Source organism: Shewanella baltica, from assembly GCF_900456975.1.
GTDB lineage: Bacteria > Pseudomonadota > Gammaproteobacteria > Enterobacterales > Shewanellaceae > Shewanella > Shewanella baltica.
Map to the genome: position 1 here is coordinate 3,941,146 of NZ_UGYM01000002.1, position 13,581 is coordinate 3,954,726.

The following is a 13,581-nucleotide window of genomic DNA, read 5'->3' on the forward strand; positions in this document are numbered from 1 at the left end:
TCATACGAGCGGTGAAATCATCAGTAGAAAAACGTTAACCCTTTAAAGCGTTTCTTGAGCTTGCAGCGCTAAGCGCGCTAATACTCGACTTGCCGCCACGAAGCCAAATGTCCCAGTGACCATAGTGACAGCGCCAAAACCTGACGCACAATCCATTCTCATGCTGCCATCAGCTGCCGCTTTAGTACCACAAACAGAGCCATCGGCTTGCGGATAAACTAACTGCTCACTGGAAAAAACCGCATCTATCGCAAATCGGCGTTGCACATTTTTAGAGAAGTTATATTCGCGGCGCAAAATATTGCGCACTTTGGCTAACAAAGGATCTTGGTAGGTTTTAGCGAGATCAGTTAACTGAATTTGAGTCGGATCTGTCTGCCCACCCGCACCGCCGACAGTAACAATTTTGATTTTCTGACGTTTACACCAGGCAATTAACGCAGCCTTTTGCTTAACGGCATCAATACAGTCAATAACATAATCAATATTGCCACCCTCTTTCGCCCCGAGCAAATACTCGCCTAGATTATCCAATGTAATAAAATCTTCAATTTCATTCACTTGGCAATCAGGATTAATTTCACGGATCCGCTGCGCCATCACAGCGACTTTAGAGCTGCCGATAGTGGAACTGAGCGCGTGAATTTGACGGTTAGTGTTAGTGACACAGATATCGTCTAAATCCATCAAGCTTATCTGTCCGATGCCGCTTCGCGCTAAGGCCTCTGCCGCCCAAGTACCTACGCCACCAATACCAATCACCACCACGTGGGATGTGGCAAATTTAGCCAGAGCCTTTTGTCCATACAAACGGCCAATTCCGCCAAATCGATTTAGATAGGCCTCAGTCATAAATACTTACCTTATATTACCCAATAACAGCAGGAGCGCTTGCCCTAGCATCGAATGGATGCCAACAGGGGCAGCTTAGTAGCAACACCAGAAATGTGCGGTGGATTCTAAACGATCTGGACATAAATCGAAATCAGATCCGCAGACACATAACGCCAGATGCAAAGAGATACGATTGCCAAGCAAGCGTAATAAATGCAAAGACTCATAATGCATGACCGAACAACTCGGTAATCAACATAATGAAAACCTGTATTTCACTTGTAAAACAATATGTTGAATAAACCACTCTTTATATAGAACTTGATCCAGATCACACTTTATTGCTGACAGTCTGTGCAGACTTTGCCACACAAAAGCTCAACAGCATGCATAGATACTTAAGTTATCCATGCATATAACAGCGATAAGCACAGGAAAATGAAGATGAAAAAGACTCTGCTGACTACGGCTATTATTTCTAGCCTCACACTCTATTCATTCACAGCACTCGCCGATGGCCCTGAATTCTATGGTCATGCTGATCTTGCTATTACCAACTCAGACACAGGTTACGCAACTCAGAACCAAAAGGACGGCACTGTTCTTGAAAACAACTTCTCATGGTTAGGCGTAAAAGGTTCTGAAGCTGTAAGCCCCTATTTTGACATCATTTATCAAATGGAATTTGGCGTCGAAAACTTTGATAACTCAAACAAGACGTTCAATGCCCGTAATACTTTCCTTGGTATCAGAAGTGCGGCTGGTACTGCTTTAGTGGGCCGTAACGACACAGTATTTAAATCAGCTGAAGGTAGCTTCGATCTCTTCGGCAACACCAACGCCGATATCGACTTGCTGGTTGCAGGCCAAACTCGCTCCGCCGATGGCATTTCTTACTATTCACCTAAAATTGCCGATCTGGTGACGCTTAATGCCACCTATCTGATGAGCGATAACTATGATCAAGTGGATAGCAATGGCGACGAGGTGTACAGCAAAGATCACATGTATGCTCTGAGCGCCACCTTAGGGGATAAAGCCTTTAAAGCACAAAACTACTACGTCGCTGCCGCCTATAGTGATGGTATTGATAATGTCGAAGCCTACCGTGGTGTTGCCCAAGCTAAATTCGGTGACGTGATCTTAGGTGCCTTATATCAACACAGTGAACATGTGGATGATAAGTTTGCCAATCTCTCAGGTGATACCTACTTCGTCAACGCGGCTTACTTAATTGGCGACTTAAAATTGAAGATGATGTACGGCAAAGATGACTCAGGTTTAGGTAAATACGTGAGCCGTTATGTCGGTGACCAAAACAACAGCGGTTTGGAACAGGTTCGCGATGTCGACCTGCAACAGTTCAGTGTGGGTGCGGATTACCGTCTGAGCACTAAGACTATGGTCTATGGTCACTACACGCGCTTCGATGGTGATCTTATGTTGGCCGATATGAAGCAAGACCTTAATGACAACATCTTTACTGTTGGTTTACGCGTTGATTTTTAAATAGATTAATAAACTAACCACAAGGTTATTTCTTGATAAAAAAGCGGCTTCGGCCGCTTTTTCTGCTTAGATATCGTCCCCAAACACATATCCATAGCCGATATGACAGACTTGCTACAGTATTAGTATATGCTACAGTTACCCTCGCCGACCCACTGTCTAAGGCAATCCGCCTTACCTACCACTTAAGTAGTAAGTGAAAAATACAGTTTTGCACCTTTCAGGTAAATTTGCAGTCAAGGTATAAGGAAATATCCTAGAAATAGCCCGAATACGGACAAGGAGAGCCAAAAACATGATCTGCACCACAGCCTACGAGTCGTAAAACTGTAAAAATCGGCTGCAACTTTATTACTGAACTCAGTAATAAATGCGTTAAATCACACAAAAACCATGAAAAATGGAAAAGAACTTAGGTTCGAGGGAGCACAAAACATGAAAAAGACATTCATCTCTGCATCAGTTGCATCAGTATTGGCATTAGCTTCATTCGGTGCGCTAGCCGAAGGCCCAGACTTCTATGGTCGTTTAGAGCTTGCTGTAACCCATACTGATACAGGTGCCACTCTACAATCAGGAACTAGCGGCGTTGAATCAAACTATGCCGATGAAAATAATGCAGGTACTTATTTAGAAAACAACTTTTCTCTATTAGGTGTCAAAGGTTCAGAAAAAATCGCGAATGGCTTTGAAGTTATCTACCAAATGGAATTCCAAGTAGAAAACACTTCAAATACTGTATCAAGTAACAATGAAGTATTTAAAGCACGTAACACCTATTTAGGTTTAAAAACTAACGCAGGTACTGTGTTAGTTGGTCGTAATGACACTGTATTCAAACAATCTGAAGGCGGTGTAGATATTTTCGGTAATACTAACGCCGATATGGACCGCTTGCTAAACGCGCAGACTCGTAGCGCTGACGGTGTTTCTTACTACTCACCAAAAATCGCTAAGCTAGTAACATTAAACGCCACTTATTTGTTCGATGATAATGATACTACTGCTAAAACTACCGAAAGCTTATACGCATTCAGTGCAACGTTAGGTGATAAAGCGTTTAAAGAACAAAACTACTATGTTGCTGCTGCATACAACAAAGGAATTGATGCAGTTGATGCATACCGTGGCGTAGCACAAGTCAAACTAGGTCAGTTCAAAGTAGGCGGTTTATTCCAAAACGCTGAAAGCGTCATAAACAGTGATGTTGAAGGTAACACTTACTTACTTAACATATCGTATGACCTAAACGGCGTAAATCTGAAAGCCGAATACGTTGTTGATAATGCAGGTTTTGGTAACTACTTTAGAAACATTGCTGGTATCAACTTTAAAACAGCTGCTGGAGTTGCAGGTGTTACTGATACCGATATCAACATACAAAACATGAACATTGGTGCAGATTATCGCTTAGCTAAATCAACTATGGTATACGGTCAATATGCCGTGTATACAGGTGATTATAAGCTAAATGGCGGTACTAAAATTGATCTACAAGATGACAATGTATTCTCTGTAGGCGTACGCTACGACTTCTAATCTCTTAATTAACTAAGAGATAATAAAAAACCTACTGTAGCGATACAGTAGGTTTTTTTTATGTCTTAAATCTAGTAAGTGCTTGAGGCTCGAGTCCTAAAAAGTCACCTTAGTAAAAACTCAGATGACTTTCGTTAAAGTATTAAATTCTTTCGGTATATAACTAATCCATCAAAACATTAGATAATCGCTAATGACTCGCTACCGTCACCTAATTCGACGCTATCGACACGTTGTAAACCTCTAGGCAACTTAGCACCCCGACGGCCACGTTCACCACGATAATGCTCAAGATCGCTAGGCTTAAGTGTAAGCTTGCGCTTACCCGCCCACAAGGTGACAGGCGTGTCACTTGGCACTAACTGTAAGTGCGTCATTAGCTCTTCTCGACTCTTAGCTCTTTCAGTTGGGATGCCGATAATCTTATTACCTTTGCCTTTAGATAATTGTGGCAAGGCTTCAAGGGAGAACAGCAACATCCGACCTTCGTTCGTGATCGCTAAGAGCGACATTTCCTTCGTGCGATCAATCAACTTAGGCGTTAATGACTTAGCGTTTGTCGGCAAACTCAGCAAGGCCTTACCCGCCTTATTGCGCGACACCATATCATTGTACGAGCAAATAAAACCGTAACCCGCGTCAGTTGCCAACAGGTAACATTGGTCTTCCTCACCCATCAATACATGCTGCATGGTTTCGCCAGGCGCCATATTGAAGCGAGTCGTGATAGGCTCACCTTGGCTGCGTGCCGATGGTAAAGTATGACTGTCGGTCGCAAATGCCCGCCCAGACGAATCAATAAACACCGCCGCCTGATTACTACGCCCGATGGCGCTACACAGATATTGGTCGCCAGACTTATAGGAGAGCGATAATGGATCGATATCATGGCCCTTAGCACAACGCACCCAACCTTTCTCAGACAAGACCACTGTCACAGCCTCAGTCGGCGTTAACTCTTGTTCCGTTAAGGCGCGAGACTCGTTGCGCAGCACTATTGGAGAGCGACGATCATCACCGTAGGTTTCGGCATCTTGAATTAATTCTTTCTTGATCAAGGTCTTCAAGCGACGCTCTGAGCCCAATAACTGCTCGAGTTTCTCGCGCTCGGCTTCAAGCTCATTCTGCTCAGCCGTGATCTTAAATTCTTCTAACTTCGCTAAATGACGTAACTTTAACTCGAGGATCGATTCAGCTTGTTTATCACTGAGTGAGAAACGGGCCATTAACTCGGCTTTAGGCTCATCGTGAAAACGAATAATCTCAATCACTTCATCAATGTTGAGGAAAGCGATCATCAAAGCTTCGAGTATGTGTAACCGCGACACGACTTTATCTAAACGGTATTCCAAACGACGTTTAACCGTATCAACGCGGAACTCTAACCACTCAGTTAATAAGGTTTTTAGCCCTTTAACCCGTGGACGGCCATCAAGACCCAACACGTTTAAGTTAACTCTAAAGCTCTTTTCTAAATCCGTGGTAGCAAACAAATGCGCCATTAACTGATCGCAATCGACACGATTTGAGCGCGGCACGACCACCAGCCGCACAGGGTTTTCATGATCCGACTCATCGCGTAAATCGGCCACCATAGGCAATTTCTTCGCCTGCATTTGACCGGCGATTTGCTCTAAAATTTTCCCGCTACTGGCTTGATGCGGCAGCGCAGTAATGATTATTTCACCACCATCGACGGTGTAAACCGCGCGCGCTCTTAATGACCCACGGCCCGATTCATAAATCTTTGCAATATCGGCAGACGGGGTAATGATCTCGGCTTCGGTCGGATAATCAGGCCCAGGTACAAAGGCCATCAATTGCTCGAGTTCAAGCTTAGGATCATCAAGCAATGCCACGCAGGCCGAGACTAATTCCCTGACGTTATGCGGCGGAATATCCGTCGCCATGCCCACGGCAATACCGGTAATGCCATTGAGTAAAATATGCGGTAAACGTGCCGGCAGTACTTTTGGCTCTTTTAACGTGCCATCAAAGTTAGCGCCCCACTCGACCGTGCCTTGTCCCAGCTCGCTGAGCAACACTTCTGAGAATTTAGATAAACGCGCTTCGGTGTAACGCATGGCCGCAAATGACTTAGGGTCATCGGGCGCCCCCCAGTTACCTTGACCATCGACTAACGGATAGCGATAGGAGAATGGCTGCGCCATCAATACCATAGCCTCATAACAGGCGCTATCGCCGTGGGGATGGTATTTACCTAATACGTCACCGACCGTACGTGCCGACTTTTTATGCTTAGATTGAGCCGATAAACCTAACTCACTCATCGCATAGATAATTCGACGCTGTACCGGTTTAAGCCCATCACCAATGTGTGGCAGGGCTCGGTCCATAATGACGTACATGGAATAGTTCAGATAAGCCTCTTCGGTAAAGCGCCGTAATGGCATTTGCTCTACCCCATCGAGACTTAACTTGATAGCGTCACTCATTTTCTTCTAGTTCCTGTGGTTCTTCAGTACTATCGCCCTTGTAGAACAAGCGATACACGTTACCTTTTAAATCATCTGAGATGTACATAGCACCGTCGGCTGCCGATAACAGCGCAAAGGGACGAGCGACGGGAAATTCACCGTCAAGGAAACTGACAACCGTTTCACGACTCACCACTTTTTGATCTTCGATCTTAAGCATAACCACTTGATAACCGACTTTGCTCGAGCGATTCCACGAGCCATTTTCGGCGACAAACAACTGATTATGGTAAATATTTGGAAATTGACTGCCGCGATAAAACGCGAGCCCCGTGGGTGCAACATGGGCTGGCAGTTCATATACTGGCAGCGTAATTTTTAGATTTTTTGGCTTTTCATAGGCAGGCTCAACCACAGTACTGGCATGTAAGTAAGGGAAGCCATAATGACTCCCTATCACATCGACGCGGTTAATCTCATCGGGTGGCAAGTTATCCCCCATCCAATCACGGCCTTGATCGGCAAACCATAATTTTTCGTCAAGCGGCGACCAATCAAACCCACTCGCATCACGCACACCAGCCGCTATCTGCTCACTCGCGCCAGTATCGATATTGATCGCTATGATACTGCTGTAAGGCACTGGCGCTTCACAGACGTTACAGGGCGCACCAATAGACACGTATAAGCGACCATCTGGACCAAAATTAATTGACCGAGAACTCTTCTTCTCAGAGTAAGGCAAGTCACTGTAGATTTCTTTGGGTCGACTCGGGCGGCGCAATCTTTGCTCAATATCAACAAAGCGCACGATCTGATTTTCAGTGGCGACATATAAGTCGCCATTGTGAAATGCAATCGCATCGGGTAATTCAAGCCCTTTGGCTATCACGTAACGCTTATCGACACGACCATCTTGATTGCTATCGACCAAGGCATGAATAGTGCCGCTCTTATGGGAGCCGACAAATAAAGTGCCATTCGCACCCATCGCCATTTGCTTAGCATCGCCAATATCCGAGGCATATAGCGATAAGCCAAACCCCTTAGCAACGGTAATCATGATCGATTGGGACCCCGCAAAGGCGCTATTGCAGAACAATAACGTTACACTCGCTAGGAGCGTAAAACCGGCAGAAAACACCTTTAAGCAATTATAATTATTAGTTTTAATACACAACATTGTAATTTTCTTTATGCCTATGTTTTATTGTTATCGGCAATATAGTGCACAACATTAAAGTAAAGCCATGTCACCCTTATCTTCAAGCCAGTTTTTACGGTCCGGCGAACGCTTCTTAGCGAGCAACATATCCATCAAAGCATCAGTCTCTTCGATATCATCTATGGTCAACTGTACTAAACGACGGGTGTTCGGATCCATCGTTGTTTCACGAAGTTGTAAAGGGTTCATCTCACCCAAGCCTTTAAAGCGGGTGACTTGTACCTTGCCCTTTTTATTCTCAGCGGCAATGCGATCTAAAATCCCCGCTCTTTCGGCCTCATCTAAGGCGTAATACACCTCTTTGCCGATATCGATACGGAACAACGGCGGCATGGCAATATACACATGACCCTGTTCAACCAGGATACGGTAATGCTTCAAAAATAGCGCGCATAACAAGGTAGCAATGTGCAGTCCGTCCGAGTCGGCATCCGCAAGGATACAAATCTTGCCATAACGTAGTTCTGAAATATCACTACTATCGGGATCGCAACCAATTGCGACCGAAATATCATGGACTTCCTGCGAAGCTAATACTTGGGAAGCATCAACTTCCCAAGTGTTTAAGATTTTCCCACGCAGCGGCATGATGGCTTGAAACTCACGATCGCGAGCCTGTTTAGCGCTACCGCCAGCAGAATCCCCTTCCACGAGGAATAACTCTCCGCGCATTGGATCTTGGCCACTACAGTCCGTTAGCTTACCCGGCAGTGCAGGCCCTGAAGTCACCTTTTTTCGAGCAACTTTTTTAGCGGCCTTTAACCGACTCTGGGCATTATTAATGCACATTTCGGCTAATGATTCAGCGAGTTCAGTATTTGAGTTCAACCAGAGTGAAAAAGCATCACGCACTACGCCAGACACAAACGCGGCGCATTGACGGCTCGAAAGCTTTTCCTTGGTTTGGCCAGCAAACTGCGGTTCTTGCATCTTCACCGACAAAATAAATGCGGCGCGATCCCAAATGTCTTCGGGTGAAAGTTTAATGCCGCGGGGAATTAAGTTTCTGAACTCACAAAATTCGCGCATTGACTCCAATAAGCCTTGGCGGAAACCATTCACATGGGTACCACCGAGCGGAGTCGGAATTAAGTTAACATAACTCTCGCCAATGGATTCACCGCCTTCTGGCAGCCAAGTAATCGCCCAATCAGCGGCTTCTAGCTGGCCCTTAAAACAGCCGACAAACGGCTCATCTGGCAACCTTAAATTGTCGCCAATCGCCGCCTTCAAATAATCAGTTAGGCCGCTTTCATAGAACCATTCATGGACTTCATTTGTCTGTTTGTTGGTGAATTTGATCCGTAAACCAGGGCACAGTACCGCTTTAGCCCGCAGCAGATAAATCAGTTTTGAATTAGAAAAGTTAGCAGAATCAAAATAGCTGGCGTCGGGCCAAAAATGCACTCGGGTCCCAGTATTGCGACGACCACAAGTTCCCGTTGGGCGTAACTCTTCAACCTTAAAGCCATTTTCAAATGCGATATCATACACTTGGCCATCACGGCGAACTGTCACTTCAACACGGCGCGACAGAGCGTTAACGACTGAAATCCCCACACCATGCAAACCGCCAGAGAACTGGTAGTTTTTATTCGAAAATTTACCGCCGGCATGCAATTTGGTCAGAATTAACTCGACCCCAGGAATGCCTTCTTCAGGGTGGATATCCACCGGCATACCACGGCCATCGTCGGTGACTTCAAGGGAGTTATCTGTATGTAGAACAACTTCAATTTTGGTCGCGTGGCCCGCTAATGCTTCATCGACACTGTTGTCTATGACCTCTTGGCCCAAATGGTTCGGTCTGGAGGTGTCGGTATACATACCTGGACGGCGTTTAACAGGATCGAGTCCGTTGAGAACTTCAATGGCGTCAGAGGTGTATTGATTCGTCATAGGGCACGCTATAGGTTGTTATATCCGGCCATGTTGCGGCTCGGCATGTCTGTTTGTCAAGGTAAGTGTAAAAATTGGCTTACAGTTTGCAGATGCGATTCGTAGCCAACAAAACTGTGATCGCCTCCCGCTTCAATTCGCAATTGGCAGTGATGGTACTTATTGACCGCTTCGCGATAATCAAGCACTTCATCACCCGTCTGCAATAATACCAAAAAACGATCCGGATTGCGGATAACAGCTGTATTAAATTCAGCAACTTCCCGCTTATGCTCGGGCATGACAAGATAATGCTGTTCAGTATAGGGATTAAATTGCGGCCCCATAAACTCATCAAACAATTCAAAGGGTTTTACCGCTGGATTGACTAACACAGCTTTGCCGCCATAAGTTTCGGCTAAATAGCTGGCAAAATATCCGCCTAACGATGAGCCTATGTAAGCTAATGGCTCTTTGGCATCGAGAGCCGCCTCAACATAAGTGGTTAACAGCGTCATGGCAGCCTTGGGTGTATTAGACAATTGCGGCTGATGAAAGGTCACACTCGGGTGATGCTGCGCCATGTACTTAGCCGTCATCACAGCTTTATCTGAAAAGGGTGAGCTATTAAATCCGTGAATATAAAGCAGCATATTTCCTCAGGCTGCGGTTATTCGCGTTAATAACCGCTAGAGTTGTTGTCGGGGGAAAAATGGTTACCCGGTACGCGATACACTTTAGTGTTGATGCTACCATCGGCTTTCAACTCCAGCAAACGATAACCCGGTTGGACGCTATCCAAGGCAAAATAAGGCGATAACGGCTTAAATTGAATACACGTGGAAGGCGTCGCCATCAGCTGCATGCTGCCATGGGGGCCGTTGTGGTGGGTATCGATACATTGGTGCACATGGCCCCAGAGCAATCCTTTGACCTGCGGATACTTTGCCACTCGCGCGATAAACTCGGCGCCATTGTCCATGCAATGCTGATCCAGCCAAGTGCAATTCACGACGATGGGATTGTGGTGCATCACCAATAAAGTGTGGCATTCGGGATGTGCGGCAATGGCTTCATCAATTAATTCAAACTGAGTCTCGGCCATATTGCCGCCGGGCTTTCCCCGCACGGTTGAATCCAACATGAGGATTTGCCAGTTTCCCGCCAGAATACGCTGCTGTCCAAAAATCTGTTCACCCTGCATATGCAGATACATGATCCGCGGATCATCATGATTTCCAGGAAGATAATGACAAGGTAAACCAACAGGCGTGACGGCTTTCACGAATTGCTGATAGGACTCAGCCGAGTAGTCTTGACTTAAGTCACCCGTGGCAAGCATCAAATGAGCGGGATAGTCCACAGCTCTAATTGTATTTAATACGGCATCAAAACTCTTGCCAGTATTGACTCCTAATAGCTGAGCTTCAGGATCAGCAAAAAGATGCGGATCTGTGACTTGCACGATACGCACGCTTTCCCCTTCAGCTATGGAGTAAGAGACAGCCTCTTTCAGCACATTGAATACCCAATTCTAAGACTGGCACACGACACTATGGTGGTAACCAATCTTTAATAACTCTTCCAGGAATGCATTCACCTGGTACTTTTCATCACTTTGATACATACGGACATTGGGATAATCATACACTGGGCGTAATTGGTAAATCTGTTGACCAGTTAACACTTCTGCTAATTTAGCATCGTGATAAATTCTCACTAACACCTTGGGAGTATTGACAAACTCCTTGATTGCGATGGGACGAGATATCTCAACTAATTGAGTATATTTGGTATTTTCTAAAATTCGTACTACTAATATACCAAACTCACCTTCGAGTCGCCATGACTCACCGATAGCTATCTCTAACGGTAACCATTTCAACATGTAACCATAATTTCGCCCGCACAGTGCTAAAAAGTCACTGACGTTAGGTTTATAGCGCTGTTTTAGACTCGAAGTAGCCAAATTCATCCCAACTTAAACCAGTTGTTGATAGTTTAATTGTAACCATTGTAATCCAATGACGGTCGACGCATTATCGATCTCGCCCGCAACCACACTATTATAAGCTTGCTCGCGGCTCATGACATGCAATCGAATATCTTCGTGCTCTTCAGCTAATCCATGCAATCCACGGGCGTCGTTCGAATCGACATCGGCCCAATAGAAATAGAAGCGTTCTGTGCTGCCACCCGGGCTGGCAAGATAACTATTCACGCTGTGCATTTGCTTAGCAACTAAGCCGGTTTCTTCCATTAATTCGCGGTGCGCAACGTCCATAGGCGTTTCTTCGGGCGCAATCATACCCGCGACCAACTCGAGAAGCCAAGGAGATTTAGTGGTTGCTAATGCAGGAAAACGTACCTGTTCGATGAGTACCACTTTATCTTGTCTGGCATCATAGGGCAGAACGACCACGGCATGACCCCGTTCAAACACTTCTCGGGTGACAGGTTTGCTCCAGCCGCCAGCGAATAATTTATGTTTGAAAGTGTATTCCTCCATTGAGAAAAATCCTTGGTACAGGGATTTTTTTTCTAAGATCTCAATATCCGTTTGCGAAAAAACAGGGGGTTTCATACTCTATCCTTAAAAGTTGAATTTGCGCTTATAATCAAGGCAATTTGAGCACATTTTTAAAATAAAATCTGTTACACTTCGAATTTGACTTGAAAGTGTCAGAGTTCTTAGACTCTAGGTCATTAAGTTTTAGCTGTATCGGGAAGCGTCGGGAAGCGCAAACCGCCTTGGTAAAGGCATTACTTAGTCTAAACGAAGTTAAAATATTCCTCCGTGGGGGGATTTTGTCTAATAAGGACAGCAAATGAAATTTAAGATCCATAATTTATGCGCAGCATTAACACTTGCGGCTTCCGCTTCAGCGGTGCAAGCAGATGATTTGTTGCAAATTTATCAACAAGCACTGACCAGCGACCCGCTCGTATTGCAAGCCCAAGCCCAGCGTAATGGTTTGTTTGAACAAATCGAACAAAACCGTGCTCCGCTGTTGCCAACCATTAGTGCAAACGTCGGTTACGACAAAGCTTGGAATGATCCGAAGGATGATTCAAGCGGTCTAGTAGGTAGCCTGAAATTAAATCAAGTTATCTATGATCACAGTGCTTGGGTCGGTTTAAGCCTTGCTGAGAAAGCCGCTTCTCAAGCTGATTCTGCCTATGCTTCAGCATTACAAAACCTGATTACTCGTATCACTACAGCCTATTTCAACGTATTAACGGCGAAAGACAACTACGAGTTCCAAGGTGCAGAAAAACGCGCGATCGAACGTCAACTTGAACAAACTAAACAACGTTTTGCTGTGGGTTTAACCGCAATTACCGATGTGCATGAAGCCCAAGCTCAATATGACTTAGCCTCAGCCACTGAAATTTTAGCTGAAAACACACTCGCTAATAGCTATGAAGCCTTACGTGAAATCACTGGCATCGATCACAAGACAATTAACGTGTTAGATACCAACCGTTTCTCGGCCGTTACGCCAGCGCCAACGTCGTCAAACGAATGGTTAAAGATTGCAGAAACCAATAGCGTCGATTTGATGACTCAACGTATCGGTAAAGATATCGCTCAAGAAACCATTAAGCTTTATCAAGCAGGCCACATGCCTTCTTTAAGCTTGAATGCAGGTTACAACAAAGGTCTTGAGCAAAAAACCGGTAATATCAATGAGCCTGACTTTGATAACGTCAGTGTCGGTGTCAACTTAAGCATTCCGATTTTCGAAGGCTTTAAAGTGAGCTCACAAGTTAATCAAGCGCAATTTCAATATGTTGAAGCGAGTGAAAAACTTGAACAAGTTTACCGCGGTGTAGTGAAAAACGTCCGTAATAACTACAACAACGTAGGCGCATCTATCAGCTCAATCAAAGCCTATGAGCAATCGGTTATTTCATCAGAAAGTGCACTGAAAGCCACTCAAGCGGGTTTCGAAGTCGGTACGCGTACTATCGTTGACGTATTGAACCGTACTCGTGACTTGTACGACTCAAAACGTAAGCTATCAGATGCACGTTATAGCTACATCAACTCGGTCATTGCCTTGAAGCAAGCAGCGGGCACATTGAATGAAGATGACGTGATTGCCATCAACAATGGCTTAATTGCAGAGTAATCTCACTCTCGGTTCTCAGCTA

At 45.2% G+C, this 13,581-nt stretch carries 11 protein-coding genes; 3 read left to right on the forward strand and 8 right to left on the reverse strand.

Annotated elements, in window-relative coordinates:
• Nucleotides 1-42 precede the first annotated feature (42 nt).
• The gene (tcdA, locus tag DYH48_RS17565) at nucleotides 43-852 is read right to left on the reverse strand and encodes a tRNA cyclic N6-threonylcarbamoyladenosine(37) synthase TcdA (protein WP_006083017.1); all 810 of its coding nucleotides are present in this window, start codon (nucleotides 850-852) and stop codon (nucleotides 43-45) included.
• A 426-nt stretch (nucleotides 853-1,278) separates the two neighbouring features.
• Between tcdA and DYH48_RS17570 the strand changes: the two genes are divergently transcribed.
• Both DYH48_RS17570 and DYH48_RS17575 read left to right on the forward strand, forming a co-directional pair.
• Nucleotides 1,279-2,343 (forward strand): porin, encoded by a 1,065-nt coding sequence (locus tag DYH48_RS17570; protein ID WP_115335488.1) that lies wholly within the window; start codon nucleotides 1,279-1,281, stop codon nucleotides 2,341-2,343.
• Between the two features lie 435 nt (nucleotides 2,344-2,778).
• Nucleotides 2,779-3,882, forward strand: coding sequence for a porin (locus tag DYH48_RS17575; RefSeq protein ID WP_115335489.1), 1,104 nt, complete (start codon nucleotides 2,779-2,781; stop codon nucleotides 3,880-3,882).
• A 179-nt stretch (nucleotides 3,883-4,061) separates the two neighbouring features.
• Here the strand turns inward: DYH48_RS17575 and parC are convergent, their stop codons facing one another.
• From parC to nudF, 7 genes are read right to left on the reverse strand one after another with little or no spacing between them, the layout of a single operon-like run.
• Nucleotides 4,062-6,338 (reverse strand): DNA topoisomerase IV subunit A, encoded by a 2,277-nt coding sequence (gene parC / locus DYH48_RS17580; RefSeq protein ID WP_115335490.1) that lies wholly within the window; start codon nucleotides 6,336-6,338, stop codon nucleotides 4,062-4,064.
• Nucleotides 6,331-7,503 (reverse strand): PQQ-dependent sugar dehydrogenase, encoded by a 1,173-nt coding sequence (locus tag DYH48_RS17585; RefSeq protein WP_115335491.1) that lies wholly within the window; start codon nucleotides 7,501-7,503, stop codon nucleotides 6,331-6,333. The genes parC and DYH48_RS17585 overlap by 8 nt, the downstream gene beginning before the upstream one ends.
• A 54-nt stretch (nucleotides 7,504-7,557) precedes the next feature.
• Nucleotides 7,558-9,444 (reverse strand): DNA topoisomerase IV subunit B, encoded by a 1,887-nt coding sequence (parE, locus tag DYH48_RS17590; protein WP_006083022.1) that lies wholly within the window; start codon nucleotides 9,442-9,444, stop codon nucleotides 7,558-7,560.
• A gap of 56 nt (nucleotides 9,445-9,500) precedes the next feature.
• Complete coding sequence (locus tag DYH48_RS17595; RefSeq protein ID WP_115335492.1) at nucleotides 9,501-10,076, reverse strand: YqiA/YcfP family alpha/beta fold hydrolase; 576 nt, start codon at nucleotides 10,074-10,076, stop codon at nucleotides 9,501-9,503.
• A 26-nt stretch (nucleotides 10,077-10,102) separates the two neighbouring features.
• The gene (cpdA, locus tag DYH48_RS17600; protein ID WP_006083024.1) at nucleotides 10,103-10,942 is read right to left on the reverse strand and encodes a 3',5'-cyclic-AMP phosphodiesterase; all 840 of its coding nucleotides are present in this window, start codon (nucleotides 10,940-10,942) and stop codon (nucleotides 10,103-10,105) included.
• A gap of 15 nt (nucleotides 10,943-10,957) precedes the next feature.
• Nucleotides 10,958-11,398: a DUF1249 domain-containing protein gene (locus DYH48_RS17605; protein WP_006083025.1), complete on the reverse strand. Its 441-nt coding sequence runs from the start codon at nucleotides 11,396-11,398 to the stop codon at nucleotides 10,958-10,960.
• Between the two features lie 6 nt (nucleotides 11,399-11,404).
• Nucleotides 11,405-12,007 (reverse strand): ADP-ribose diphosphatase, encoded by a 603-nt coding sequence (nudF, locus tag DYH48_RS17610; RefSeq protein WP_115335493.1) that lies wholly within the window; start codon nucleotides 12,005-12,007, stop codon nucleotides 11,405-11,407.
• Between the two features lie 244 nt (nucleotides 12,008-12,251).
• Here nudF and tolC point away from each other — a divergent pair, with 244 nt between their 5' ends.
• Nucleotides 12,252-13,559 (forward strand): outer membrane channel protein TolC, encoded by a 1,308-nt coding sequence (gene tolC / locus DYH48_RS17615; protein ID WP_006086047.1) that lies wholly within the window; start codon nucleotides 12,252-12,254, stop codon nucleotides 13,557-13,559.
• Nucleotides 13,560-13,581 lie beyond the last annotated feature (22 nt).